Source organism: Streptomyces sp. NPDC002446 (assembly GCF_053595675.1).
Genome location: NZ_JBSFYC010000031.1, coordinates 1 through 24,610, shown reverse-complemented (window position 1 = coordinate 24,610; position 24,610 = coordinate 1). Strand labels below are relative to the sequence as shown.

At 71.9% G+C, this 24,610-nt stretch carries 23 protein-coding genes, 1 pseudogene and 1 riboswitch; of the genes and pseudogenes, 14 read left to right on the top strand and 10 right to left on the bottom strand.

The annotated features are described in order from the left end of the window. Positions 1–1,011 (top strand): LLM class F420-dependent oxidoreductase, encoded by a 1,011-nt coding sequence (locus ACWD6P_RS19130; protein WP_451445286.1) that lies wholly within the window; start codon positions 1–3, stop codon positions 1,009–1,011. Positions 1,012–1,025: 14 nt separating this feature from the next. Here the strand turns inward: ACWD6P_RS19130 and ACWD6P_RS19125 are convergent, their stop codons facing one another. From ACWD6P_RS19125 to ACWD6P_RS19110, 4 genes are all read right to left on the bottom strand, one after another. Then, entirely contained in the window at positions 1,026–1,829 is an 804-nt protein-coding gene (locus tag ACWD6P_RS19125) for a maleylpyruvate isomerase family mycothiol-dependent enzyme (RefSeq protein WP_451445285.1), read from the bottom strand. A gap of 81 nt (positions 1,830–1,910) precedes the next feature. Next, complete coding sequence (locus ACWD6P_RS19120) at positions 1,911–2,981, bottom strand: prenyltransferase/squalene oxidase repeat-containing protein (RefSeq protein WP_451445284.1); 1,071 nt, start codon at positions 2,979–2,981, stop codon at positions 1,911–1,913. Then, positions 2,978–3,901: a class I SAM-dependent methyltransferase gene (locus tag ACWD6P_RS19115; RefSeq protein WP_451445283.1), complete on the bottom strand. Its 924-nt coding sequence runs from the start codon at positions 3,899–3,901 to the stop codon at positions 2,978–2,980. Before ACWD6P_RS19115 ends, ACWD6P_RS19120 begins: the two co-directional genes overlap by 4 nt. A 64-nt stretch (positions 3,902–3,965) precedes the next feature. Continuing rightward, a complete protein-coding gene (locus tag ACWD6P_RS19110; protein ID WP_451445282.1) occupies positions 3,966–5,363 on the bottom strand; it encodes a glycosyltransferase family 4 protein in 1,398 nt (465 codons plus the stop codon). A gap of 239 nt (positions 5,364–5,602) precedes the next feature. Here ACWD6P_RS19110 and ACWD6P_RS19105 point away from each other — a divergent pair, with 239 nt between their 5' ends. Both ACWD6P_RS19105 and ACWD6P_RS19100 read left to right on the top strand, forming a co-directional pair. Beyond that, a complete protein-coding gene (locus tag ACWD6P_RS19105) occupies positions 5,603–6,253 on the top strand; it encodes a TetR family transcriptional regulator (protein WP_451445281.1) in 651 nt (216 codons plus the stop codon). Positions 6,254–6,441: 188 nt separating this feature from the next. Beyond that, positions 6,442–7,317, top strand: a pseudogene (locus ACWD6P_RS19100) (FAD-dependent oxidoreductase); the annotation flags it as partial. A gap of 90 nt (positions 7,318–7,407) precedes the next feature. Here the strand turns inward: ACWD6P_RS19100 and ACWD6P_RS19095 are convergent. Then, entirely contained in the window at positions 7,408–7,641 is a 234-nt protein-coding gene (locus tag ACWD6P_RS19095; protein ID WP_451445280.1) for a ferredoxin, read from the bottom strand. Continuing rightward, positions 7,641–9,128 carry an aldehyde dehydrogenase gene (locus ACWD6P_RS19090; RefSeq protein WP_451445279.1) on the bottom strand — a complete coding sequence of 496 codons (1,488 nt, stop codon included), beginning with the start codon at positions 9,126–9,128 and terminating at the stop codon, positions 7,641–7,643. The genes ACWD6P_RS19095 and ACWD6P_RS19090 overlap by 1 nt, the downstream gene beginning before the upstream one ends. A gap of 347 nt (positions 9,129–9,475) precedes the next feature. On the opposite strand from ACWD6P_RS19090, the gene ACWD6P_RS19085 reads away from it, so the two are divergent. From ACWD6P_RS19085 to ACWD6P_RS19060, 6 genes are all read left to right on the top strand, one after another. Continuing rightward, positions 9,476–10,591 carry an MBL fold metallo-hydrolase gene (locus ACWD6P_RS19085; RefSeq protein WP_451445278.1) on the top strand — a complete coding sequence of 372 codons (1,116 nt, stop codon included), beginning with the start codon at positions 9,476–9,478 and terminating at the stop codon, positions 10,589–10,591. An 89-nt stretch (positions 10,592–10,680) separates the two neighbouring features. Then, a riboswitch (cobalamin riboswitch) is annotated at positions 10,681–10,828 on the top strand. 167 nt (positions 10,829–10,995) lie between these two features. Beyond that, entirely contained in the window at positions 10,996–12,303 is a 1,308-nt protein-coding gene (locus ACWD6P_RS19080; RefSeq protein ID WP_451445277.1) for a prenyltransferase/squalene oxidase repeat-containing protein, read from the top strand. 44 nt (positions 12,304–12,347) lie between these two features. Then, entirely contained in the window at positions 12,348–13,085 is a 738-nt protein-coding gene (locus tag ACWD6P_RS19075) for an SCO2322 family protein (RefSeq protein ID WP_451445344.1), read from the top strand. After that, the gene (locus ACWD6P_RS19070) at positions 13,058–14,320 is read left to right on the top strand and encodes an energy-coupling factor transporter transmembrane component T (protein ID WP_451445276.1); all 1,263 of its coding nucleotides are present in this window, start codon (positions 13,058–13,060) and stop codon (positions 14,318–14,320) included. The genes ACWD6P_RS19075 and ACWD6P_RS19070 overlap by 28 nt, the downstream gene beginning before the upstream one ends. Next, positions 14,317–15,957: an ABC transporter ATP-binding protein gene (locus tag ACWD6P_RS19065; RefSeq protein WP_451445275.1), complete on the top strand. Its 1,641-nt coding sequence runs from the start codon at positions 14,317–14,319 to the stop codon at positions 15,955–15,957. Before ACWD6P_RS19070 ends, ACWD6P_RS19065 begins: the two co-directional genes overlap by 4 nt. Before the next feature lie 5 nt (positions 15,958–15,962). Further along, complete coding sequence (locus ACWD6P_RS19060; protein WP_451445274.1) at positions 15,963–16,853, top strand: ECF transporter S component; 891 nt, start codon at positions 15,963–15,965, stop codon at positions 16,851–16,853. A gap of 207 nt (positions 16,854–17,060) precedes the next feature. Here ACWD6P_RS19060 and ACWD6P_RS19055 read toward each other — a convergent pair whose 3' ends face one another. Next, positions 17,061–18,278: an alpha/beta hydrolase gene (locus tag ACWD6P_RS19055; RefSeq protein ID WP_451445273.1), complete on the bottom strand. Its 1,218-nt coding sequence runs from the start codon at positions 18,276–18,278 to the stop codon at positions 17,061–17,063. An 80-nt stretch (positions 18,279–18,358) separates the two neighbouring features. Here ACWD6P_RS19055 and ACWD6P_RS19050 point away from each other — a divergent pair, with 80 nt between their 5' ends. Next, on the top strand, positions 18,359–18,742 hold the full coding sequence (locus ACWD6P_RS19050) for a hypothetical protein (protein WP_451445272.1): 384 nt from the start codon (positions 18,359–18,361) through the stop codon (positions 18,740–18,742). Here ACWD6P_RS19050 and ACWD6P_RS19045 read toward each other — a convergent pair. Further along, positions 18,730–19,899 (bottom strand): steroid 3-ketoacyl-CoA thiolase, encoded by a 1,170-nt coding sequence (locus tag ACWD6P_RS19045; protein WP_451445271.1) that lies wholly within the window; start codon positions 19,897–19,899, stop codon positions 18,730–18,732. The two genes, ACWD6P_RS19050 and ACWD6P_RS19045, sit on opposite strands and share 13 nt — an antisense overlap. Before the next feature lie 249 nt (positions 19,900–20,148). On the opposite strand from ACWD6P_RS19045, the gene ACWD6P_RS19040 reads away from it, so the two are divergent. The 4 genes from ACWD6P_RS19040 to ACWD6P_RS19025 all read left to right on the top strand — a co-directional run bounded on the left by ACWD6P_RS19040 (position 20,149) and on the right by ACWD6P_RS19025 (position 23,765). Further along, positions 20,149–21,381: a cytochrome P450 gene (locus ACWD6P_RS19040; RefSeq protein ID WP_451445270.1), complete on the top strand. Its 1,233-nt coding sequence runs from the start codon at positions 20,149–20,151 to the stop codon at positions 21,379–21,381. 423 nt (positions 21,382–21,804) lie between these two features. Beyond that, positions 21,805–22,425, top strand: coding sequence for a DUF6230 family protein (locus ACWD6P_RS19035; protein ID WP_451445269.1), 621 nt, complete (start codon positions 21,805–21,807; stop codon positions 22,423–22,425). Further along, positions 22,416–22,781 (top strand): DUF6114 domain-containing protein, encoded by a 366-nt coding sequence (locus tag ACWD6P_RS19030; RefSeq protein ID WP_451445268.1) that lies wholly within the window; start codon positions 22,416–22,418, stop codon positions 22,779–22,781. Before ACWD6P_RS19035 ends, ACWD6P_RS19030 begins: the two co-directional genes overlap by 10 nt. A 243-nt stretch (positions 22,782–23,024) precedes the next feature. After that, on the top strand, positions 23,025–23,765 hold the full coding sequence (locus tag ACWD6P_RS19025) for a hypothetical protein (RefSeq protein ID WP_451445343.1): 741 nt from the start codon (positions 23,025–23,027) through the stop codon (positions 23,763–23,765). Positions 23,766–23,787: 22 nt separating this feature from the next. Here the strand turns inward: ACWD6P_RS19025 and ACWD6P_RS19020 are convergent, their stop codons facing one another. Both ACWD6P_RS19020 and ACWD6P_RS19015 read right to left on the bottom strand, forming a co-directional pair. Then, complete coding sequence (locus tag ACWD6P_RS19020) at positions 23,788–24,117, bottom strand: hypothetical protein (protein WP_451445267.1); 330 nt, start codon at positions 24,115–24,117, stop codon at positions 23,788–23,790. Between the two features lie 50 nt (positions 24,118–24,167). Next, on the bottom strand, positions 24,168–24,610 hold a 443-nt coding region (locus tag ACWD6P_RS19015; RefSeq protein ID WP_451445266.1), incomplete at its 5' end, for a cbb3-type cytochrome c oxidase subunit I.

The window sequence follows — 24,610 nt, the reverse complement described above, 5'->3', positions numbered from 1 at the left end:
ATGCGACTCGGTCTGGCACTGGGCTACTGGGGACGCGGCCCCGACCCCCGGCACCTCGAACTCGCCCGCGAGGCCGAGCGCCTGGGCTATGACTCGGTGTGGACCGCGGAGGCCTGGGGCTCGGACGCCTTCACCGCGCTCACCTGGATCGCCGCCCACACCTCCCGTATCCGGCTCGGCACCGGCATCGCGCAGATGGCCGCCCGCACGCCCACCGCCACCGCGATGCACGCCCTGACCCTCGACCACCTCTCCGGCGGGCGGCTGCTGCTGGGCCTGGGGCTGTCCGGGCCGCAGGTCGTCGAGGGGTGGTACGGACGGCCGTTCCCCAAGAGCCCGCTGACCGCCACCCGCGAGTATGTGGAGGTCATCCGCCAAGTCCTGCGGCGCGAGGGCCCGGTGGAGGCGGACGGTCTCTTCCACCCCCACCCCTACCGCGGCCCGGACGGCACCGGCCTGGGCAAACCCCTCAAGCCCCTCACCCACCCGCTGCGCGCCGCCCTCCCCGTCCTCCTGGGCGCGGAGGGCCCCAGGAACATCGCCCAGACGGCCCGGATCGCGGACGGCTGGCTGCCGCTGTACTGGTCGCCCGAGCGCGCCGACGTCTACCGGGCGTCGCTGGCGGACGCCCCGGAGGGCTTCCTCATCGCCCCGATGGCGCGCGCCGTGGTCTGCGACGACGTCGCCGAGGGGCTGCTGCCGGTCAAGGCGATGCTGGGTTTCTACATCGGCGGAATGGGCCATGCGGCGAAGAACTTCCACGCCGATCTCATGGCGCGGATGGGCTTCGAGGAGGAGGCCCGGCGGGTGCAGCGGCTCTTCCTCGAAGGCCGCAGGGAGGAGGCCGTACTCGCCGTACCGGACGCCTTCGCCGACGAGATCTCCCTGGTCGGACCGCGTGAACGGATCGCGGAGCGGCTGGAGTCGTGGCGCTCGGGACCGGTCACCGACCTGCTGGTCACCGCCCCGGACCCGCACACCCTACGGGTGCTGGCCGAGCTGAACTCCTGAGCGCCACCGGGCCCTCACTCGAAGGACGCCCACGCCAGCCACCGCTCCAGCAGCGCGCGGTCGCCCAGCACCTCGACCCGGTCGCTGTCGGCGGGCAGCCTGCGGTAGACGACGCGGAGCACATCGGTGACGGGGCCGCGCAGCGCGACCGGCGCCTTCTCATGGGCGCGGCGGTGGGTGAGCCACTCGCCGGTGAGATCGAGGACCCACTCGGCGTTCAGCTCGGGCGGGGTGTCGGTGGCATGCAGGTGGATGCCACGGCCGGGGCCGAAGAGTTCCCCGCGGCGTCCGGCGAAACGCTCCGCGACCACCGGCAGTTCGCAGATCTGCAGCCACTCCTCCAGGCAGTCGGCGGCGACCTGCGGCGGGACCTCGAATGCGGCGCCCGCGGCGAGCGCCGCATCGGCGCGGTGGATCACCGTCTCATGGGCCATCCGGCGCGCCCAGAACCCCGTGCGCTGCACCGGGGACCAGGTCCACACCTCGGTGTCGGGGCCGGCCTCCCGCAGGGCCGCCACGGTCTGCTCGACGCCGGCCGCGAGCCAGGCGTCCAGGGCCGCCGCGTCCTCGCCCGCGGGACCCGCTCCCTCGGGGACGTCCGCCTCGTCGACGGGCTTCGCGGCGCGGGTGGCGACGATCGTGCCGACCCAGCGGTGCGCACCGCCCACATGGCGGGCCAGATCGGCCAGCGTCCAGTCGGGGCACGTCGGAACGGTCACGGACAGATCGGCGCTCCGTACGATCGCCCGGAACTTCTCGGTCTCGGCGAGGAGCTGAGCGCAGTATTCCTCGTGGGTGAGGGAGCCTTGGAGAGTCATGCGGCGCACAGTAGTGCGCCGCTGTCCGGCCCGGCCTCCCATTTGCGCGCGGGCCGGTCCCCTCCGTGCTCCGTGCCCCGCCTACCGGCAGCAGTCCGGATCGAGCCCCGTCGGCAGCCGGTCACCGCCGAAGACCGAGGTCGTGGCCTCGTCGCCGCCCACGGCCGCGACCGCGAGCAGCAGCGAACCGGCCGTCCAGGAGGTGCGTTCGCGCGGCCAGATGGCGTCGTCGTCGAAGACATAGCCGGTCCAGTACATGCCGTCCTCGGCGCGGAGGTGCTGTATCCACTTGAGGATCTGTACGGCCCGCTCGGACTCCCCCATGGCCCACAGGGCGAGCGCGAGCTCCGCGCTCTCCCCGCCGGTGACCCAGGGGTTGGGCAGCACGCAGCGCACGCCCAGACCCGGCACCACGAAGCGCTCCCAGTCGGCGTCGATACGCTCCCTGGCCGCCTCACCGCGGACCGCACCACCCAGGATCGGGTAGTACCAGTCCATGGAGTAGCGGCCCTTGTCCAGGAACCGCTCGGGGTGGCTGCGTATGGCGTGGCCCAGGCGGCCGACCGCCAGCTCCCAGTCGGGCTGCGGCTCCTCGCGCTGTTCGGCGAGTGCGAGCGCGCAGCGCAGCGCCTGGTAGATGGAGGACGAGCCGGTCAGCAGCGCGTCGTTGACGGGCGTGCCGTCGTCCTCACGCTTCCAGCCGATCTCGCCGCCGGGCTGCTGGAGCTCCAGGACGTAGGAGATCGCCGAGGAGACCGCGGGCCACATGCGGTCGACGAAGGCCTCGTCGCCGGTGGACAGGAAGTGGTGCCAGACGCCGACCGCGATGTACGCGCAGAAGTTGGTCTCACGGCCGCGGTCGGTGGGCGCCTCGGCGTCGCCGTCGGCGTAGGCCGCGTACCAGGAGCCGTCCGGGTTCTGATGGCGCGCCAGCCAGTCGTACGCGGCCTCGGCGCGCTCGTGTTCGCCGGCCGCGTCCAGGGCCATGGCGGCCTCGGTGTGGTCCCACGGGTCGAGGTGGTGGCCCCGGAACCAGGGGATCGCGCCGTCCTCGCGCTGCGTCGCCAGGATGCCGGCGACCGTACGGGCCGCCTGTTCAGCGGTGAGCACCCCCGGCAGGACGAGCCGTTCGGTACGCCCGGGACTCGTCACTTGGCAGCCCCGGCGGAGGGCTTGGCGGAGGACTTCGCGGAGCGCTTGGCGGCGCTGGAGGCGGGGACCTTGGCGCCGGACCCGGACGCGGCCTTGGCCCCGGACGCGGCCTTGGCCCCGGACGCGGTCTTGGCCCCGGACGCGGCGGACTTCCGGGCGCGGGCGGTGGCGGGCTCGGCGGCGGCCTCGGCGGCCGGTGCCTCCGGCAGGTGCGGCTTGGTGGCGTAGACGACGAAGCTCTTGCCGATGACGGGGTTGAGCGCGCGCTCGGCGAGCCGGGTGGCCAGCGGCTTCTTCATGATGTCCCAGACCAGCAGCTTGTGGTACGCCTGCACCGGCAGCGCCTTGTCGTTGTCCACCCCGAAGGCGCACTTCAGCCACCAGTAGGGGCTGTGCAGCCCGTGTGCGTGGTGCGTGCCGTACGGCTCCAGGCCGGCCTCCCGCATTTTGCCGAGGAGTTCGTCGCCGCGGTAGATGCGGATATGGCCGCCCTCGACCTCGTGGTAGGCGTCGCTGAGCGTCCAGCAGATCTTCTCGGGGCCGTAGCGGGGCACGGTGACGGCGATCCGGCCGCCGGGGCGCAGGACGCGCACCATCTCGGCGAGCACGCCCTTGTCGTCCGGGATGTGCTCCATCACCTCGGAGATGATCACGACGTCGAAGCTGGCGTCGGGGAACGGCAGGGCCAGCGCATCGCCCTCCATGGCGGTGGCGGAGGCGCCCGCCGGGGCCTCGCCCGCCTCCTTCATCGCCGCGAACCACTTGGCGACCTCGCGGATCTCCTCGCCGTTCTGGTCGAGGGCGACGACCTGCGCGCCGCGCCGGTAACACTCGAAGGCGTGCCGGCCGGCGCCGCAGCCCAGGTCGAGCACGCGGTCGCCCGGAGCGAGCGGGAAACGGGAAAAGTCGACGGTCAGCACGGGGTTCTGCTTTCGTCCGGCGGTTGGTGGCGGTGGTGGCTGCAGGAGTGCAAGGGGCGCGCGGCTAGCTGCGCAGAGTGCGGGCGGCGGCCCGGCCGCCCTGGAGGGCGATCGCCTCGCGGTAGCGCTCGGCGGTACCGATGGCGGCCTGCCGCCAGGTGAAGCGGGCCAGCACCCGCTCCCGGCCGGCCGCGCCGAGCCGGCGGCGCAGCGCCTCGTCGCCCAGCAGGCGCAGCAGTCCGCCGGCGAGCGCGTCGGCGTCGCCGGGCGGCACCGCCAGGCAGGTCTCGCCGTCGGGCCCGGCGACCTCGGGGATGGCGCCGCCGGTGGTGGCCAGCAGCGGGGTTCCGGTGGCCATCGCCTCGGCCGCGGGCAGCGAGAAGCCCTCGTAGAGGGAGGGGACGCAGGCGATCTGGGCGCTGCGGACCAGATCGACGAGTTCGCGGTCGCTGATGCCCTTGACGAATTCGATGGCGCCGGACAGCCCGAGCCGTTCGATGGCGGCGGCGACCGGCCCGTCGTCGGCGCGCTTGCCGACGACCACCAGGTGGGCCTCGGGGTTCTCGGTGCGCACCTTGGCGAGCGCCTCGACGAGGTGGATCAGCCCCTTGAGGGGGACGTCCGCGCTGGAGGTGGTGACGATCCGTCCGGGCACCTCCGGGACGGAGGCATCCGGCGAGAACAGGTCGGTGTCGGCGCCGATGTGGACGACATGGATGCGGCCGGGGTGTACCCCGAGGTCGTCGACGATCTCCTGGCGGGAGGAGCCGGAGACGGTCAGCACGGACGGCAGCCGCCGGGCGACGCGCTTCTGCATCCGGGTGAAGCCGTACCAGCGGCGGACCGAGGCGCGGCGCTTCCAGCCGTCGGCGGCCTCCAGGTCGAGCCGCCGGTCGACGGTGATGGGGTGGTGGATCGTGGTCACCAGCGGGGCGCCGAGCGAGCCGGGGCCGCCGAGCAGGCCGTAGCCCAGGGTCTGGTTGTCGTGGACGACGTCGAACTGGCCGCGGCGGGCGGCGAGATGACGCCGGGCGCGCAGCGAGAAGGTCAGCGGCTCGGGGAATCCCCCGGTCCACATCGTGCCCACCTCCAGGGCGTCGATCCAGTCGCGGTACTCGCCGCGCCCCGGCGTGCGGAACGGGTCCGGCTGGCGGTAGAGGTCCAGGCTCGGCAGCTCGGTCAGCACCACGCCCTCGTCGAGGACGGGGTAGGGCTGGGCGCCGATCACCTCGACGGTGTGGCCGAGGCGGGCCAGTTCGCGCGAAAGGTGGCGGACATAGACGCCCTGTCCGCCGCAGAACGGGTTCCCCTTATAGGTGAGCATCGCGATGCGCAGGGGGCGCCCGTGGTCTCCCGGGGTGGTGGCCGCGGCGCGCTCCGGACGCTCGCCGTTCGCCGGGGCGGAGGCCGGGGGCGCCTCTGCGGGGCGGGGCGCGGCTGCCTGGACGGCCTCTGCGGTCACGCTCGGCCCCCTTCTCACTGGACTTTCGCCGGAGCGTAACCGCTGGCGGTAATCTAGAACAAGTTACAGAACTGCTGGGCTACTGATCAGTTCACCAAGCTTCGAATCTACCGGCCAGGACCCATGCGAAAAGAGCCGCACCAGGTGATTCGCGCCACCACCCGCGCCCCTGCCATGCTGTGCCGATCACACCACCGGCACTCGCCGCATCGCGGACGGAATGCCACGGAATGGGAAATATGACTACGGAATCCAGGGCGGCCAGGCCGACGCTCCCCGCGAGTCCTCCCCTGACCGAGCGTCAGGAGGCCCGGCGCCGCCGCATCCTGCACACCAGCGCCAAGCTGGCGTCCCGTGGCGGCTTCGACGCCGTGCAGATGCGCGAGGTCGCCGAGTCCTCCGGCGTCGCGCTCGGCACCCTCTACCGCTACTTCCCCTCCAAGGTGCATCTGCTGGTCGCCACCATGCAGGACCAGCTCCAGCACATGCACGAAACACTGCGCAAGCGCCCGCCGTCGGAGCAGGACCCGGGCGCCCGGGTCGCCCAGACCCTGATGCGGGCGTTCCGCGCACTGCAGCGCGAGCCCCATCTCGCCGATGCGATGGTGCGCGCACTGACCTTCGCCGACCGCTCGGTGAGCCCCGAGGTGGACACCGTCTCGCGGCTGACGACGGCGATCATCCTGGACGCCATGGGGCTGGACGGACCGCCCACCCCCGAACAGCTCTCCGCGGTCCGGGTCATCGAGCACACCTGGCACTCCGCACTGATCACCTGGCTGTCGGGCCGCGCCTCGATCGCCCAGGTGAAGATAGACATCGAAACGGTCTGCCGACTGATCGACCTGACCGCACCCGCACCCGCACCCGCACCCGAGAGGACGCGGTAGCGGCGGGCTGCGCGGGCTGTGCCGGTTAGCGTCGCGCGATGGGGGCGGTGCTGCGCGGGCGCCGGGTCACGCCAACCCCGCGGCCTGCGTGGGGCGTTGGCGCGCAGGGGGCCCTTGTCGGTCATCTATCTATCGGGGGCCGTCGGTCCGATGTCGGCGGCTGGTCGGCGGGGCCTGGCACCTTTCCAGAGATGGCCGACGACGGCACGGGCGGACGCCCCGAGGTGCAGCGCGGGGAGCTGCGGCAGATCCTGCTCGACTCGCTCCCGGCCGACACCGTCCGGTGGGGGCACAAGGTCAGCGGCACCCGTGCCCTCGGCGAGGGCCGTCATGAGGTGACGTTCGCCGACGGCGGCACCGTCGTCACCGGCCTGCTGGTCGGCGCGGACGGCGCGTGGTCGCGGGTCCGGCCGCTGCTTTCCGACGCCACACCCGAGTACGTCGGCACGTCGTTCGTCGAGACCTACCTGTTCGACGCCGACACCCGGCACACCGGCACCGCGAAGGTGGTTGGCGGCGGGGCGATGATCGCGCCCTCGCCCGGCAAGGAGATCTTCGCTCACCGGGAAAGCCGCGACACCCTGCACGCCTACGTGGCATTGGCCCGGCCGCAGGACTGGTTCGCCGCCATCGACTTCACCGATGCCTCCGCCGCGGCCGCGCGGATTCGGCAGGAGTTCGACGGCTGGGCGCCGGAGCTCACCGCGCTGATCACGGACGCCGACATCACGCCTGTTCTGCGCCCCCACTACGCCTTGCCGGCCGAGCACCGGTGGGACCGGGTGCCGGGGGTGACCCTGCTCGGTGACGCCGCCCACCCCGCAGCCCCGAACGGCGAAGGCGCCAACCTGGCCATGCTCGACGGCGCCGAACTCGGCAAGGCCCTCGCCGCGCATCCCGACGACATCGAGGCCGCGCTCACCGCGTACGAACGATCCATGTTCGCCCGCAGCGCCGAGGCCGTCACTTTTGAAGGCACCGAAGTTCACGGGATCAACTCCGAGAACAACACAGCCCAGGCCATGCTCAAGATGATCACCGAGCAGGGGCAACAGGCGGCGTAAGCCTCGACCGGCGGGCGGGCGGCACCCCCGCCCCCCTACGGGCCCCGACCCCTACGGTGCCCCGGCCCCGCCCCGCCGCCTCCGAACCGCTCACTCCTCCGGCGGGAAGACCACCTCACCGCTGCCGGCGACGGTCACAATGATCGCCTCCACGGGGCAGCCCTCGGCCGCCGCCAGGACGCCCTCGGCGGCGTCCGTCTCCGGCGCCACGGGGTGCGACTGGCGGGCAGTGTCCAGCCGGAAGCCGTCCGGTGCCGCGCCGACGCACATTCCCGAGCCGATGCACACGCTCCGGTCCACCTCCACCCGCCAGCGGTCCGCCATCAGGCACCCGCCGGCAGATGGATCATCTTGTGCTCCAGGTATTCACCGAAGCCCTCGGGGCCGAACTCCCGCCCGATGCCGGAGTTCTTGTAGCCGCCGAACGGGCCGAGCATGTCGATGCTGAAGGTGTTCACCGAGTACGTACCGGTGCGCACCCGCCGTGCGATGTCGACGCCGTGGTCGACGTCCGCCGTCCACACCGAGCCGGAGAGCCCGTAGTCGGAGTCGTTGGCGATCCGTACCGCCTGCTCCTCGTCGTCGTACGGGAGCAGACAGATGACCGGGCCGAAGATCTCCTCGCGGGCGATCCGCATGGAGTTGGCGACCTCGCCGAAGAGGGTCGGCTCGACATACCAGCCCGTGGCCCGGTCCCTGGGCCGGCCGCCGCCGGTGAGGACCTTGGCGCCTTCCTGCTGGCCGAGCGCGATGTAGTCCAGCGAGCGCTGCTGCTGGCGGCGGGCGACCAGCGGGCCCACTTCGGTGGCCGGATCCAGCGGGTCGCCGACGGTGAGCGAGGACGCCGCCGCGGTGAACCGTTCGGCGATCTCGTCGTAGTGGCTGCGCGGTGCGAGGATCCGGGTCTGGGCCACACAGGCCTGACCGTTGATCATCCAGGCGAACGGCACGATGCCGGCCACCGCCGCGTCCAGATCCGCGTCCGGCAGGATCACCGCCGCGGACTTGCCGCCCAGCTCCAGGGTGACGCGGCTGAGGTTGCGGGCCGCGACCTCCATGACGCGCCTGCCCGCCGCCACGGAGCCGGTGAACGACACCTTGTCCACGCCCGGGTGCCCGACCAGGTACTCACTGACCTCGCGGTCCGCCGGCAGGATCGACAGCACACCCTCCGGCAGCCCGGCCTCGGTCGCGATCTCGGCGAGGAGATACGCGTCCAGGGGCGTCTCCGGCGACACCTTCAGCACCGCCGAGCAGCCCGCCAGCAGGGCCGGCGCGAGCTTGGCGGCGGCGGTGAACTGCGGGACGTTCCACGGCACCACGGCCGCGACCACCCCGACCGGCTCCCGCCGTACGAGGATCGGCCCCAGCACACCGGCCCGCCGCTCCTCGAAGGGGCTGCCGTCTTCCGCGGGACGGCCCCCGGCCGCTCCGAGACCGCGGGCCACGGTCAGCGCCGCGTCCCACGCCAGCACCGAGGCCAGCGACTGCACCATGACGCCCGAGGTGTAGGGGGTGCCGTTCTCGGAGCTGATGACCCGGGCGATCTCCTCGCTGCGCGCGGCGAAGGCGTCCTTGATACGGGTCACCACCGCGATCCGGTCCGCCAGCGGGGCGTTCGCCCACACGCCGGACTCGAAGGACGTACGGGCCGCGGCCACCGCGCGGTCCACATCGGCCCGCGAGGCGCGCGGGACCCGGCCGATGACCCGTTCGGTGTGCGGCGAGATGACCTCGATCGTGTCCCGGCCGGCCGGATCGACCAACTCTCCGCCTATGTAGAGCTTTCCGTGCTCGACGAGGTCGCTCATCGCTGCCGCCTCCTGCGGGTGGGCCGCCTGTCCGAGGTACGTACGCGCTGACGCCTGACGCGGGGTTCTGATGCCGAGTACTGGTGCGGGGTGCCGGTGCGGGTGCGGGTGCGGGGTGCCGGTGCCGCGGCGTGCTGATGCTGCGTCAGGTGAGCCATCGCATCAGGAACTGATACCAGTTCCACCTGGAGGAGTCCACGGCGCGGACGGAATCCCAACAACGGTTCGGCGCAGGCGACTTCAGGGCTCTTTGAAACGAGTTCTAGTTATAGTGAGGGGAGGCGGGAGGCGCCGGGTCTGCCGCGCCGAGAGGCGCCGGGTGTTGGCCGCACCGAGAGGGGACCGGGATGACCACGCAGGTGACCGACCACCGGGGCGGAGTGTGGAGCATCGCCGTCCCCATCCCGGACAACCCGCTCGGCCACACCCTCGTCCACCTCCTGGAGACCGACCGCGGACCGGTGCTCATCGACACCGGCTGGGACGACCCGGACTCCTGGGACACCCTGGTCGCCGGGGTCGCCGCCTGCGGCTTCGCCGTCACCGACCTCCACGGCGTCGTGATCACCCACCATCACCCCGACCACCACGGCCTCTCCGCCGCGGTTCGGGAGGCCTCCGGCGCCTGGGTCGCGATGCACGCGGCGGACACCGCCGTGGTCCGGCGCACCCGCGAGGCCGAGCGGGGCCAGTGGCTCGACTATCTGATCGCCAAGCTGACGGCGGCGGGCGCACCGGAGGACCATCTGGCGCCGCTCCGGGAGGCGCGCGCCAACGGGGGCGGCCGCGGAGTGCCCGGCCAACGGGCCGCGCTGCCGGACCGTGGGATCGACCCCGGTGAGCTGATCGACCTGCCGGGGCGCCGGCTGCGCGCCATCTGGACGCCGGGGCACACGCCGGGGCATGTGTGCCTCCACCTGGAGGAGAGGCATCCGGGAGCGGGTCGCCGTCCGGCGGAGGAGGAGCGGCCGGCGGGCGAGAACCGTCCGGCGGAGGAGGGGCGGCCGGGCGGGCGGGCTCGCGGCTTCGGGCGGCTCTTCTCCGGCGACCACCTCCTGCCCGGCATCACCCCGCACATCGGCCTGTACGAGGACCCGGACGACGCCACGGAGACCGACCCCCTGGGCGACTACCTCGCCTCCCTCGAACGCATCGGCCGGCTCGCCCCCGCCGAGGTGCTCCCCGCCCACCAGCACGCCTTCAGCGACGCGGGCGCACGCGTACGCGAGCTCATCGCTCACCACGAAGAGCGGCTCTCCGGACTGAGAGCACTGCTCCGCGAACCGCTCACCCCCTGGCAGCTCGCCGTGGCCATGGAGTGGAACCGCCCCTGGGAACGGATCCCCTACGCCTCCCGGAACATCGCCCTCTCGGAGGCCGAGGCGCATCTGCGCCACCTGGTGAAGCGGGGGGTTGCGGAGCGGGTACCGGGCTCCGACCCGGCGGCCTACCAGGCGGTGTGACGCGCCGGGGGGCGCGCGGCACACGGGCCGCGCAGGGCGCCTGCCGCCTCCCCCGTCCGTACGCGCGGGCGAGCCCGGGCCGGGCGCCGGTTAAGGTGTCCGGGACAACTTCATCCGTACCCGATCGGGGGAAGCCGGTGGAAATCCGGCGCTGACCCGCAACCGTGAGGACGGCCGTCCAGGCAGCACGCCGACGGCCGTACGAGCCGGAGCACCCGGTGGGGCACGACCAAGGCTCCCGCCACCGGAACCGCCGCCGCTGCGGACGGCCGGTGCGCGGCACCGTCGAGGTATACGGAGCTGAGCCCGGTGCCACCGCGCCCGATCGCAGGATCGGCGTCCGGCGGTCGGCCGAGCGCGGCTGCGTACCACCGCCGCGACCCGACCCGAGAGGCACCGACCCGATGGCCCCCATGGCTCCCCAGGCCCCTTCGACGCACTCCGTCGCCTTGGTGGCGCGCCGCGCCGCCATGGCGCTGGCGGCCGCGGCGGTGCTGGGCGCGGCCGCGGCCCCGGCCGCGTTCGCGACCCCCGCGGCCGGCCCGTCGGCGTCCCCCAAGAAGCTGCCCGACGGGCTCTACGGCACCAAGGACCCGCAGTACGACGGTGTGTGGCGGCAGTCGCTCGCGCTGCTGGCGCAGGACACGGTCGGTGTACGGCCGGCGGCCTCGGCCGTGGACTGGCTGGTCGGCCAGCAGTGTGCGGACGGCTCGTTCACCGCCTTCCGCGCCGAGCCGGCCAAGCCCTGCGATGCCAAGGCGATGCGGGACACCAACCAGACGGCCGCCGCCGTACAGGCGCTGGCCGCGCTCGGCGGGCACGGCGAGACCGTCAAGAAGGCCGTGAGCTGGCTGAAGTCGGTGCAGAACGAGGACGGTGGCTGGAGCTCGATGGCCGGCTCGGCCAGCGACGCCAACTCCACCTCCGTCGTCATCGGCGCGCTCACGGCGGCCGGTGAGAAGCCGGAGTCGGTCACCTCGAAGAAGGGCGGCAAGACCCCCTACGAGGCGCTGCTCACCTTCCAGCTGGGCTGCGCCCCGAAGGAGGGCGAGCGCGGTGCGTTCACCTTCCAGCTCAAGGGCGCGGCGCCGAACGCGGACGCCACCGCGGCCGCCGTGACCGGCGCACTGGGCAAGGGCTTTGTCGTGGCGCCGGCCGACAAGGGTGCGGACACCCCCGTCAAGCCGCTGACCTGCAAGGACAGCAAGCAGCCGAAGGCCGCCGAGCCGCAGCAGGCCGCGGACGGCGGCGCCGCCTACCTCGTCGCCCAGCTGGAGGCGAACGGGCAGCATCTGCTCTCCGCGATGCCGGGCCAGGAGAAGCAGCCCGATGTCGGAAACACCGCCGATGCCGTGGTGGCGCTGGCGGCCGGGGCGCACGGCGCCGCGGCCCACAAGCCGCTGCAGTGGCTGGAGAAGAACGCGGCGGACTGGGCCGAGCAGAGCGGCCCCGCCGCCTACGCCCAGCTGGTGCTCGCCGCGCACGCCACCGGCACCGACCCGCGCTCCTTCGGGGGCACCGACCTGGTGGCCGCGCTGAACAAGACGGGGCCCAAGCCGGCCGGTACCGCGAAGCCGTCGGCGGAGCACACCAAGGACGCCGAGGAGACCGACGGCGGCATCAGCGTGTGGTGGGTCATCGGCGTCGGGCTGGCCGTCGGCGCCGGCATCGGCTTCCTGCTGAGCGGCCGTAAGAAGAAGAACGAGCTCTGATGGGGCGCATGCGGCGGATTCGGCTGATGCGGCGTAGCCGACTCATGCGGTGGGGCAGGGTCGCCGGCACGCTGCTGCTGGCCGGCACGGTCACCGGGCTGACCGCCGGGCCGGCCCAGGCGCAGGAGTACCGCTACTGGTCCTTCTGGGACGGCAAGAGCGGCGGCTCCTGGGCGTACGCCACCCAGGGGCCGGGCACCGCGCGGCCCGCGGACGGCGCGGTCGAGGGGTTCCGCTTCACCGTCAGCGCCGACTCCGCCGCGGCCGGCAAGCCGCGCGCGGCCGCCGACTTCGACGCGATCTGCCGCGATACGCCCGCCAAGGAGGGCCGCAAGCGGATCGGCATCGTCATCGACTTCGGCACCGCCGCCGAAGCGCCCCGCGGCGATCGGCCGCCGAAGGCCCGCACGGAGTGCGCCCAGGTGTCCGAGGACGCCTCGGCGGGCGAGGCGCTGGCCGCGGTCGCCCGGCCGCTGCGCTATGACTCCAACGCGCTGCTGTGCGCCATCGCCGGATACCCGAAGTCGGGGTGCGCGGACCAGCTCAGCGGCTCGGAGGGGTCGGGCGAGCAGGACGGGTCGAAGGGGGCGGACGCGTCGAAGGGCGCCGGTTCCGCCGGCTCGTCGGCTTCGGGCGCGGCAGGGAACGGCGAGCGGGGTGCCGACGGGGGCAGCGCGGGCTCCGGTGACGGCGGGCCGTCCGCCGGGCTGCTCGTCGGTGGCGGCGCCGTCGTCGTACTGGGCGCGGCGGCCGTATGGCAGGCCCGCCGCCGGCGCGGATGAGCGCCCCGCAGGCGACCCGTACCACCGCGCTGCACGCCGGCGCCTGGTGGCTGTGGGCGCTCGGCCTGGCCACCGCGGCCTCCCGTACCACCAACCCGTTGCTGCTCGGGCTGCTGGTGGGAGTGGCCGGCTATGTCGTCGCGGCACGCCGTACGGACGCGCCCTGGGCCCGCTCGCACGGCGCGTTCGTCAGGCTCGGCCTGGTCGTGATCGCCATCCGGCTGGTCTTCGCCTTCGTGCTCGGCTCGCCCATCCCGGGGACGCACACCCTGGTGACACTGCCCGAAGTACCGCTGCCCGACTGGGCGAAGGGCGTCCGCATCGGCGGCCGGGTCACGGCGGAGGGCATGGTCTTCGCGCTCTACGACGGGCTGAAGCTGGCCACCCTCCTCATCTGCATCGGCGCCGCCAACGCGCTGGCCAACCCGTCGCGGCTGCTGAAGTCGCTGCCCGGTGCGCTGTACGAGGCGGGCGTGGCGGTCGTCGTCGCCATGACCTTCGCACCGAACCTGGTCGCCGACGTCCAGCGGCTGCGCGCCGCCCGACGGCTGCGCGGCCGGCCCGACCGCGGCGTCAAGGCACTGCTCCAGGTCGGCCTGCCGGTGCTGGAGGGCGCGCTGGAGCGCTCGGTGGCACTGGCCTCGGCCATGGACGCCCGCGGCTACGGCCGCAGCGCGCGCGTACCGCGCGCCGTACGGCACACCACCTCCGCCCTCACCCTCGGCGGTCTGCTCGGCATCTGCGCCGGCACCTACGGCCTGCTCGGCGACACCGGGGCCGGCTACGGGCTGCCGCTGCTCCTCGCCGGGCTGGCCGCGGCCCTGGCCGGACTGTGGCTCGGCGGGCGCCGGTCCCTGCGCACCCGCTACCGGCCCGAACGCTGGGGCCTGCGGGCCTGGCTCGTCGCAGGCTCCGGCATCGCCGTGGCCGCCCTGATGATCTGCGCGAACACCTACGCCACGGCCGCCCTCCACCCACCGGCCGTCCCTCTCACGGCTCCCGTACTTCCGCTCTGGCCGGCGGCGTCCGTGCTGGTGGGGCTGCTCCCGGCGCTGGTGGCACCGGTGCCGGCGGCACGGGCGTCGGAGGGGGCACGGCGCCGGGCCGGGCCGCGGGGCGCCGAGCGGGGTGGCCGTCATGGCGACGCCCACGGCGAGGGCCGCGTTGAGGGCGGTGCTGCGGGCCGCATGCACTCCGACGATCCCCATCCGCGCAAGAAGGAGCCGACCCAGTGATCCGGTTCGAGCAGGTCTCGGTCACCTACGGCGACGCCACGGCGCCCGCCGTCCAGGGCATCGACCTGACGATCCCCGAGGGCGAACTGTGCCTCCTGATCGGCCCCTCCGGCGTCGGCAAGTCCACCGTCCTGAACGCCGTCTGCGGACTCGTGCCCCACTTCACCGGCGGCACCCTGCACGGCCGCGTCACCGTCGACGGCCGCGACACCCGCACCCACAAGCCGCGCGAACTCGCCGATGTCGTCGGCACCGTGGGCCAGGACCCACGGGCGCACTTCGTCACCGACACCGTCGAGGACGAACTCGCCTACGGTATGGAATCCCTCGGCCTCGCCCCCGAGGTGATGCGCCGCCGCGTCGAGGAAACCCTGGACCTGCTGGGCCTGGCCGACCTGCGCGACCGCGCCATCACCACCCTCTCGGGCGGCCAGATGCAACGGGTGGCGATCGGCTCGGTCCTCACCACCCACCCCAAGGTGCTGGTGCTCGACGAGCCGACCTCGGCCCTCGACCCGGCCGCCGCCGAAGAGGTGCTCTCCGTACTCCAGCGCCTGGTCCACGACCTCGGCACGACCGTCCTGCTGGCCGAACACCGCCTGGAGCGCGTCGTCCAATACGCCGACCAGGTCATTCTCCTCCCCTCCCCCGGCGCCGCGCCCCTCATGGGCGCCCCCGCCGACATCATGTCCGTCTCCTCCGTCCATCCCCCGGTAGTGGCCCTCGGCCGCCTGGCCCACTGGTCCCCCCTCCCCCTCACTGTCCGCGACGCCCGCCGCAAGGCCGCCCCTCTCCGCGAACGCCTGACGGGCGTCACCCCGCCGCCTCCGCGCACCCCGGACGGCTCTGGCGCACAAGCCGGGGACGGTGCCGTCGTGGCGGCGGTCTCCGGGCTGGGTGTCCGCCGGGGCCGGATCGATGCGCTGTACCAGGTGGACCTGAGCGTCCGGGCCGGTGAGACCGTTGCGCTGATGGGGCGCAACGGTGCGGGGAAGTCCACACTCCTCGGCACCCTCGTCGGGATGCACCAGCCGTCCTCCGGGACGGTGAGCGTGGGCGGCGCCACTCCGCACCGCACCCGTCCCCGCACCCTTCTGCGGCACGTCGGTCTGGTGCCGCAGGAACCCCGCGATCTCCTCTACGCGGACACCGTCGCCGCCGAGTGCGCCGCGGCGGACCAGGACGCGGACGCCCCCGCCGGCAGCTGCCGGGCCCTGGTATCCCGACTGCTGCCCGATGTCCCGGACTCCGTCCACCCCCGTGATCTCTCCGAGGGCCAACGCCTGGCGCTCGCCCTCGCCGTCGTACTGACCGCCCGTCCTCCACTGCTCCTCCTCGACGAGCCCACCCGTGGCCTGGACTACGCCGCCAAGGCCCGCCTGGTCGAAGTACTGCGCACACTGGCTGCCGAGGGCCACGCCATCGTCCTGGCCACTCATGATGTGGAACTCGCCGCCGAACTGGCGCACCGCGTCGTGATCCTCGCGGACGGTGAGGTCGTCGCCGACGGTCCCACCGACGAGGTTGTCGTGTCCTCTCCTTCCTTTGCTCCACAGGTCGCGAAGGTCCTCGCTCCACTGCCCTGGCTGACGGTTCCTCAGGTGGCCCGCGCTCTGGAGACGGAGACGACCGGATGAGCCGGATGAGTACGCGTCGCTCACCGCTCCCGGACGGCACCGGCCCCCGCTCAGCCTCCGGCCGCCGCCTGAACCGCGGGGCCCGTGCCGTACGCCTCGGGCCCCGTTCCATCGCCGCGCTGGCGCTGGTCTCGGCCATCGGCGTGATGGCCTTCGGCTGGCCGCTGCTCGCCGACTCCGCCTCCGGGCTCGCCCATTCCAAGGACGCGCCCTGGCTGTTCGCCGCGCTGCTGCCCATGCTGCTCGCCGTTGTCGTCGCGACCATCGCCGACTCCGGCCTGGACGCCAAGGCCATCGCCATGCTCGGCGTACTGGCCGCGGCCGGGGCCGCGATGCGTCCGCTGGGCGCGGGGACGGCCGGCATCGAGCCGATGTTCTTCCTGATGGTGCTGGCAGGCCGGGTGCTCGGGCCCGGCTTCGGCTTTGTACTGGGTTCCGTGGCGATGTTCGCGTCGGCGCTGCTGACCGGTGGAGTCGGCCCGTGGATGCCGTTCCAGATGCTGACGATGGGGTGGGTGTCGATGGGCGCCGGCCTGCTGCCGGGGCCCGACCGGCTGCGCGGCCGCCGCGAGTTGGCCATGCTCGCCGCCTACGGCGCGGTCTCCGCGGTCCTCTACGGCCTCATCATGAACCTCCAGGGCTGGCCCTATATCGCCGGCATGACCTCGGGGGTCTCCTTCGTCCCGGGCGATCCCCTCGATCAGAACCTCGCCCGCTATATCGCCTACTGCCTTGCCACCTCCCTCGGCTGGGACCTCCCCCGAGCCCTGGTCACCGTGATCCTCACCTTCACCTTGGGCGGCACCGTCCTCAAGGCCCTGCGCCGCGCCACCCGCCGCGCCGCCTTCGACGCCCCTGTCTCCTTCACCCCTGATCCACCGCGAGAAGCCGCGTGACGACCTCCTGACCCCGCCTGCCAACCACCTGACAACCGCCTGACAACCACCTGCCCGGTCCCTGCGATCACCTGCCAGTCCCTGCGATCGCCTGCCGGTCCCTGCGATCGCCTGCCGATCGCCTGCCGGTCCCTGCCGATCGGTCTGGCCTTCCAGGACCGGCGCCGGGCCTCGTTTCCGCTGGTCCGCGGCTCGTGCCGGTCGTGCTCAGCGGGCGCGGGCGACCGGCAGGGAACGGACTATGGAGGGCATCGAGCGCAGGAACGAGGTGTAGTGGTTGGCGTCTGCGCCCTGGTCGACGACCGTCGCCCGAGCGCCGTGTCGCGCCAGTTCCCGTGCACAGCTGCGCGAGTTGGCTATCGGGATGTCACGGTCGCCGGACGCGGTGTAGAGGGTTATCCGTACGCCCCGGCCGGGCCGCCAGTCGCAGGTGCGGTCGTTGGCGACGACGGCTTCCAGCAGGGCGCCGGACGGGTGCTGGAGCTTCTTGTACCAGGTGTCGGTCAGCAGGTCTTCGAGGCGGTCGGGCAGCTTGCCGGCGATGTCCTCCGCCGGGTGGTCGCCATCGAAGAGGTCCTCGACGCGGCCGGCATAGGGGGCGCGGAACACCTCGCCAGGGTCGTCGTAGAGCGGGTGCAGACGGTTCTGCGCGGTGAGGAAGAAGGTCACGTAGAAGACGGCGGACCGTGGGTTGACGCGGCCGTCGAACAGGCCGGGCAGTTCACTGCCGTCGAGGTCGTACGGTCCGCCGACCGGGGCGAGCGTCCCGACGCGGAACCGGGGGTCGGCGCCCCGGTCCAGCTCACGGCCCAGCTCCATGGAGACCTGACCGCCCTGTGAGAAGCCGGTGATGGACACCGTTCGGCCGAGGGCGGCGCCGAGTTTCGGGGCGGCCGCCTGGGCCGCCCGGAGCATGTCCAGGGATGCGGAGGCCGCGGAACGGGCGTCCATGTACGGGTGGCGGCCCGGGCTCGTGCCGAGGCCGAGGTAGTCGGGGGCGATGGCGGCGCGGCCGGCGGAGGCGTACAGCACCGATACCGCCCGGTCGGGGCCTTGCGCGACCGATGGCGCATAGCCCCGGTAGGCGAGGGTGCCATGGGTGTGGATCACGGGCGGGAGGTGCCGGTGGCCCCCGCCGAGGGGCAGGGCCAGCAGGCCGGATGCGGTGGTGGGGCGGCCGTCTGGGGTGATCGTGCGGTAGGTGAGGCGGTATGCGGCGACGCCGTGCCGGGCGGTCTCGGTGTCCAGGCCTGCCTTCTGTGCCTGGCTGATGATCTCGGACCTGCTCTGCCGACCGAGGGACGTGACGGACAGGAGGGTCCCGCGCCAGGGCGCGGTGCGGGACGCGACCGTAGCCGTTGCCTCCGCCGTCGGCCGCGGTGCGACGGCCGACGGTCTCGCGAGGGCCGGGGCCGCCGTGAGCACCGTCAGCAGAAGGGCTGCGCCGATGGCCAGACCGCCGGATGCGCCCCGTACGCCGGACGCAGAGGGAGCCGAGGCCGAAGGTGAAGTGGAACGTGAAGGCCCGGGTGAACGTGAAGGCCGGGGTGAACGTGGAGGCCCGGGTGAACGTGGAGGCGTGGATGGACGCGAAGTCGCGGGTGAAGGTGAAACTGGCGCTGAAGGCGCAGGTGAATGCGGTGGAAACGGTGATTGCTGCTGGCTGCTGTTCGTCATGTCTTCGACGGTACGGAGATCCCGCTCGCCGCAGAATGCGGTTCTCCGCACAACTCACCTGCGGTTTACCGCAGGTTGGGAATGTCCGACCGACCACACCGGAAGGAGTCGGCAGGTGCGGCCGGGCCGCGGCGCCGCTGTCAGCCGTACCCGCAGGACCAGGCGGACAGGCCGATACGGCCGCTAAGCGGCTAAGCGGCTACAACCGCTGAATGATCGTCGCCGTCGCCAGGGCCCCGCCCGCGCACATCGTGATCAGGGCGAATTCCTTGTCCCTGCGCTCCAGTTCGTGGAGGGCGGTGGTGATGAGCCGGGCGCCGGTGGCACCGACCGGGTGCCCCAGGGCGATGGCGCCTCCGTTGACGTTCACCTTCTCCAGGTCCTGTTCGAAGACCTGCGCCCAGGAGAGGACGACCGAGGCGAAGGCTTCGTTGATCTCGACCAGATCGATGTCCTTGAGGGACATACCGGCCTTGCCGAGCACCGCGCGGGTGGCGTCGATCGGGCCGTCCAGATGGAAGTGCGGATCGGCGCCGACCAGCGCCTGGGCCACGATGCGGGCCCGCGGCTTCAGCCTGAGGGCGCGGGCCATCCGTTTGGACGCCCACATCACCGCGGCGGCACCGTCGGAGATCTGCGAGGAGTTGCCCGCCGTGTGGACGGCGGTCGGCATCACGGGCTTGAGGCCGCCCAGCGCCTCCATGCTGGTGTCGCGCAGGCCCTCGTCGCGGTCGACCAGTCGCCACATGCCCTGGCCGGCGGCCTGTTCGTCCTCCGTGGTGGGCACCTGGACGGCGAACGTCTCCCGTTTGAAGCGCTCCTCGGACCAGGCGACGGCGGCGCGTTCCTGTGAGATCAGGCCGAGCGAATCGACGTTCTCGCGGGTCAGCCCCCGGTTGCGGGCGATGCGTTCGGCCGCCTCGAACTGGTTAGGCAGATCGACGTTCCACTCGTCCGGCCAGGGCTTGCCGGGGCCGTGCTTGGAGCCGCTGCCGAGCGGCACCCGGGACATCGCCTCGACGCCGCAGCCGATGCCGATGTCGATGACGCCGGCCGCGATCATGTTGGCGACCATGTGGTTGGCCTGCTGGGAGGAGCCGCACTGGCAGTCCACGGTGGTCGCCGCGGTCTCGTACGGGAGGCCCATCGTCAGCCAGGCGTTGCGCGCCGGGTTCATCGACTGCTCACCGGCGTGCGTGACGGTGCCGCCGACGATCTGTTCTACGCAGTCGGGCTGGATGCCCGTACGGGCGAGGAGTTCGCGGTAGGTCTCCCCCAGGAGGTAGGCGGGGTGGAGGTTGGCGAGCGCGCCCTGGCGCTTGCCGATGGGGGTGCGTACGGCTTCGACGATGACGGGTTCCGCGGCCATGACTGACTCGTCCTCTCCTCGCGTCCGCGGGCGTCCCGGACCCACGGAAGAAGAACTAGTACGCGTTCTAGTTCTACAAACAGTCTTATGAGGCGCCCTCCGGGGCGCAAGAGGCATGCAAGCCCCTTGTCTGCAAGAGGAGTCGCCGCGACCCTTGCCACTTATAGAACTCGTTACTACCTTCACCGCGACCCCATACCTGATGAGCCGTCAGAAGTCCCGGATGGAACCACGGACCAGGAGTCGCCGATGCCATGCCCAGCGCTGCCCGAGGGGTTCGACTTCACCGACCCCGACGTCTACCAGTCCCGCGTTCCGCTCCCCGAGTTCGCGCAGCTGCGGCAGACCGCACCCGTGTGGTGGAACGCCCAGCCGCACGGCATCGCCGGCTTCGACGACGACGGCTACTGGGTCGTCACCCGCCATCAGGACGTCAAGGAGGTCTCCACCAAGCCGGAGATCTTCTCCGCGAACCTCAACACCTCGATCATCCGCTTCAACGCGGCCATGACCCGCGACCAGATCGACGTACAGAAGCTGATCATGCTGAACATGGACCCGCCCGAGCACACCAGGGTCCGCCAGATAGTGCAGCGGGGTTTCACCCCGCGCTCCATACGCGCCCTGGAGGAGGCGCTGCGCCATCGGGCGGCCCGGATCGTCGCCGCGGCACGGGAGAGCGGCTCCGGGGACTTCGTCACCGACATCGCCTGCGAGCTCCCCCTCCAGGCCATCGCCGAACTCATCGGCGTCCCCCAGGACGACCGGGCCCGCATCTTCGACTGGTCGAACAAGATGGTCGCCTACGACGATCCGGAACTGGCCATCACCGAAGAGGTCGGCGCCAACGCGGCGATGGAGCTGATCTCGTACGCGATGAACCTCGCCGCGGCGCGCAAGGAATGCCCGGCCAAGGACATCGTCAGCCAACTGGTGGCGGCCGAGCACGAGGGGAATCTCGGCTCCGACGAATTCGGGTTCTTCGTGCTGCTGTTGGCCGTGGCCGGCAACGAGACGACACGGAACGCCATCACCCACGGGATGCACGCCTTCCTCACCCACCCCGACCAGTGGGAGCTCTACCGGCGTGAGCGACCCGCGACGGCGGCCGAGGAGATCGTGCGCTGGGCGACGCCGGTGGTCTCCTTCCAGCGCACCGCCACCCAGGACACCGAACTGGGCGGGGCGGAAATCAAGAAGGGCCAGCGGGTCGGCATCTTCTACTCCTCCGCCAACAACGACCCGGAGGTCTTCGACCGTCCCGAGGTCTTCGACATCACCCGCGACCCCAATCCGCATCTGGGCTTCGGGGGCGGCGGGCCGCACTTCTGCCTCGGCAAGTCCCTCGCCGTCCTGGAGATCAACCTGATCTTCAACGCCATCGCGGACACCATGCCCGGCATCTCGCTGGCCGGCGATCCGCGGCGGCTGCGCTCGGCGTGGCTCAACGGCGTGAAGGAGCTTCAGGTTCATTACGGCTAAGGGGCCGGAGGCCGAGGCCGAGGCCGAGGCCGAGGCCGAGGCCGAGGCCGACGAGAGCCATGGCCAGGAGAACTCGCTGCACCCGGTAGTCATTGCCGACTAGCGGGTGCAGCGGTATGTCCAAAACCCGTTCCTCTCTCAACCTTGCCAGTTGTCATGGGCGGACTTACATTCAACTCGCCAGTAACAATTCGGCAGTTCGCTGAACTCAACCCGGCGGTTCGCCGCAGCCCGTCCGGCAGACACCGCAGCGGGTTGGACAGAGCCGCGCACCCTCCCCCCATGTAACGCACACCCTCCCCCATGCACGCACCGCCCGGCCGCGCCCCACGCGCGTGCCCGGCGCCGCGCGGTACCACGGCTACGTACTCCCCCCACGTGTTGCGACAGTGCGCTCCACGCTCTTCGAAGGGGACTCACACCATGAAGGACGCAGACGGCAGACCTGTCACGGGACGCATCAGCTGGCGGAGGTTCGCCGTGCTGTCCGTCCCGGCCCTGGCCGGCACGGCGGCGCTGGGCATCGCCCTGGCCAATGGGGCGTTGGCGGCCTCGTTCGCCGTATCGGGACAGCAGTTCAAGGTGTCCGCGGACAGCCTCACGGGCGAGGGATTCGCCCAGTACGGCAGCATCGACACCAACGCCAGGGGGGACCTCCTCCCGGTAGCGGTCACCGCCATCAGGAAGGCGCAACTGAACAATCTCTGTCAGTCGGTGGTCACTCACCTGCCCGTCATCGGCGACATCTCGCTCAACCTCCATGCCGGTACGGGCAACAAGCCCGTCGAGGCGGCCAATCTCTTCGTGGACGCCACCCAGCTCGCCGGGAACGCGTCCTTCCACAACATTGAGATCGGCCGGGACGCCTCCACTCTGGACAAGGGACCGGCCAGCGCCCAGGGCCTGCAGGATCTCTTCGCCCAACAGGCCGACGACGTCAGCATCAGCAAGCTGCGGCAGACCGCCTGGGCCACCAACGCCGGGACGTTCAAGCTCTCCGGGCTGAGCATGAAGATCTCCAAGGGCACGAAGGAATGCTTCTGACCTGGCGGCGCTGGCGGACGGGACGGCCCTTCTGGGGTGGTCTGGCGGCCGTCATCGCCGGTGCCGAGATCTGTGCCATCCCTCTGGCACCACTGAAGATCATGCTGCAACAGGGCATCGCCGGTATCCCCTCGGTGCTGATGGGGCTGGTGATGATCGTGATGGGGCTTTCGGCGTGGTTCGCTCCGCACTACCGGGGGATCGCGGGCGTACTGACCGTCCTGTGTGCGGCGGCCGCGCTGGTGATGTCCAACCTCGGCGGCTTTCTGATCGGCACGGTGATCGGGATCCTCGGCGGTTCGATGATCTTCGCCTGGCAGCCGGTCGTCAGCGAGCCGGACCCGGTCGAGTCCTGATCACCCGACCGGCCCCTGAACGAACCCTGCCCAAGCCCTGAACGAGCCCCGATCAAGCCCTGGTCGGGCCCCGAGCGATCCCTGGTCGGGCCCCGGTCGATCCCTGATCACCTGATCGAGCCCCTCGCTACTCCCTCGCTTTCTCTCCCGCTTCTCCCCCTCCCCCTCAGCTCTCCCCTCTTCTGCCCCTCTCCCTTCTCTCCCCCGCACTCCCGCCCCCTCGGGAAGGAACTCAAGATGACGATGACGCCCACGCGTCCCGCGAACCCAGCGCTCCCCGTACACACCCCAGCGCTCACCGCACACCCCGCACGCCGTACGGCCCGTAGGCGCGCATTACGTGCCGTCGGCACCGGGATCGCCGCCGCCGCGGTACTGGGACTGTCCATCGGCGTGCCCGGCACCGCCTCGGCGCAGCCCGGCGGGGCGCCGGCCGCCACGACCGTGACCCCGGCAGGTCACAGCTTCACCGCCGCCCTCAGCGGCAAGGCCACCTTCACCGCCGGCTCGGTGACCGTCACCTGTACGGTCTCGACCTCCCACGGCCAGGTGCCGACCGCGCCCGACAACCACAACGAAGCCGGGCCGGTGAACAGTTCCACGACCCCGGCGACCTACGACTCCTGTACGACGAGCATGCCGGGCGTCAGCGCGACCGTCAGCACGACCGGCACCTGGGGCGTGGCCATGCAGCACGGGGCTCCGGTGACCGCCGGGCTGACCATCCCCTCCGGTGGTTTCGTGCTCAAGACCAGCGGGCTGGCGTCCTGCACGGTGACCGCGGCCCCCAACACGGCGGCGACGGTGAACGGCACCTGGACCAATGGCGCGCCGTCCACCCTCGCCTTCGCCAACGCGGCGGTGCCGGTGAAGGTGGTCGGCGGCTTCGGCTGCCCGACCAGTGCGACCAGCTCGACGTTCAACGCCGTCTACCAGGTGAGTGACGCCACCGACCCCGCGTCCCAGATCACCGTCTCCGGCTGAGAGCGGACCGCGCGGGGCCCGCTCAGCGTGCGGTCAGGCCGACGGCCGCCACGGTCACCAGCGCCACCACGGCCAGCGTGCCGCTGAGGAACGCGGTGATCAGCCGTCGCCGGAGTGCCCGGTAGACACTCTCGTATTCGGTCCGCAGGGTGGCGCTGCGGACCGCGATGCGCTCCAGATAGGCCCGCGAGGCCTCGCGCTGGTCCTGGCAGTAGCGGAGTTCCACTTCCTGCCGCTGGCTGTCGGTGAGCCAGGGCAGACCGGCGCAGAAGGCGTCCGCGCGGGTGCGGGTCCGGTCCTTCTCCGCCTCCCAGAGGAGGTATCCCTCGATTTCGTTGATGGCCCGGTCCATGTCCGTGCCTCCGCCGCTCCGCATTCCACCGCCCCGCCGTGTTCGGTCGTTCATGTGCGGGCTCCGATTTCGGTGCCGTGCGTGTTCCCGGTATCCGTCATGGCCTCGATCTCATGTGAGACCTCCGGGTGATGGAGGTCGAACGCCGGGGATTCGGAGCGAATACGCGGCAGGGTGCGGAAGTTGTGCCGCGGCGGCGGGCAGGACGTCGCCCACTCCAGCGAACGGCCGTAGCCCCACGGGTCGTCGACGGTGACCTTCTCTCCGTATTTGGCGGTCTTCCAGACGTTGTAGAGAAAGGGCAGGAGGGAGAGTCCGAGGAGGAAGGAGAAGATACTGGAGACGGTGTTCAGGGTGGTGAATCCGTCGGCGGCCAGATAGTCCGGGATTCGGCGCAACATGCCCTCGGCGCCCAGCCAGTGCTGGACGAGGAAGGTGCCGTGGAAGCCGATGAACAGCGTCCAGAAGGTGATCTTGCCGAGCCGCTCGTCCA

Excerpts from the sequence above, each read along its gene's own strand:
- ACWD6P_RS19030 (WP_451445268.1), top strand. The coding sequence starts at position 22,416 with ATGCTTCTGACCTGGCGGCGCTGGCGGACGGGACGGCCCTTCTGGGGT.
- ACWD6P_RS19095 (WP_451445280.1), bottom strand. The coding sequence starts at position 7,641 with ATGGCGGACCGCTGGCGGGTGGAGGTGGACCGGAGCGTGTGCATCGGC.
- ACWD6P_RS19040 (WP_451445270.1), top strand. The coding sequence starts at position 20,149 with ATGCCATGCCCAGCGCTGCCCGAGGGGTTCGACTTCACCGACCCCGAC.
- ACWD6P_RS19090 (WP_451445279.1), bottom strand. The coding sequence starts at position 9,128 with ATGAGCGACCTCGTCGAGCACGGAAAGCTCTACATAGGCGGAGAGTTG.
- ACWD6P_RS19080 (WP_451445277.1), top strand. The coding sequence starts at position 10,996 with ATGGCCCCCATGGCTCCCCAGGCCCCTTCGACGCACTCCGTCGCCTTG.
- ACWD6P_RS19070 (WP_451445276.1), top strand. The coding sequence starts at position 13,058 with ATGGCAGGCCCGCCGCCGGCGCGGATGAGCGCCCCGCAGGCGACCCGT.
- ACWD6P_RS19105 (WP_451445281.1), top strand. The coding sequence starts at position 5,603 with ATGACTACGGAATCCAGGGCGGCCAGGCCGACGCTCCCCGCGAGTCCT.
- ACWD6P_RS19020 (WP_451445267.1), bottom strand. The coding sequence starts at position 24,117 with ATGGACCGGGCCATCAACGAAATCGAGGGATACCTCCTCTGGGAGGCG.
- ACWD6P_RS19060 (WP_451445274.1), top strand. The coding sequence starts at position 15,963 with ATGAGTACGCGTCGCTCACCGCTCCCGGACGGCACCGGCCCCCGCTCA.
- ACWD6P_RS19130 (WP_451445286.1), top strand. The coding sequence starts at position 1 with ATGCGACTCGGTCTGGCACTGGGCTACTGGGGACGCGGCCCCGACCCC.
- ACWD6P_RS19025 (WP_451445343.1), top strand. The coding sequence starts at position 23,025 with ATGACGCCCACGCGTCCCGCGAACCCAGCGCTCCCCGTACACACCCCA.
- ACWD6P_RS19085 (WP_451445278.1), top strand. The coding sequence starts at position 9,476 with ATGACCACGCAGGTGACCGACCACCGGGGCGGAGTGTGGAGCATCGCC.
- ACWD6P_RS19035 (WP_451445269.1), top strand. The coding sequence starts at position 21,805 with ATGAAGGACGCAGACGGCAGACCTGTCACGGGACGCATCAGCTGGCGG.
- ACWD6P_RS19045 (WP_451445271.1), bottom strand. The coding sequence starts at position 19,899 with ATGGCCGCGGAACCCGTCATCGTCGAAGCCGTACGCACCCCCATCGGC.
- ACWD6P_RS19075 (WP_451445344.1), top strand. The coding sequence starts at position 12,348 with ATGCGGTGGGGCAGGGTCGCCGGCACGCTGCTGCTGGCCGGCACGGTC.
- ACWD6P_RS19125 (WP_451445285.1), bottom strand. The coding sequence starts at position 1,829 with ATGACTCTCCAAGGCTCCCTCACCCACGAGGAATACTGCGCTCAGCTC.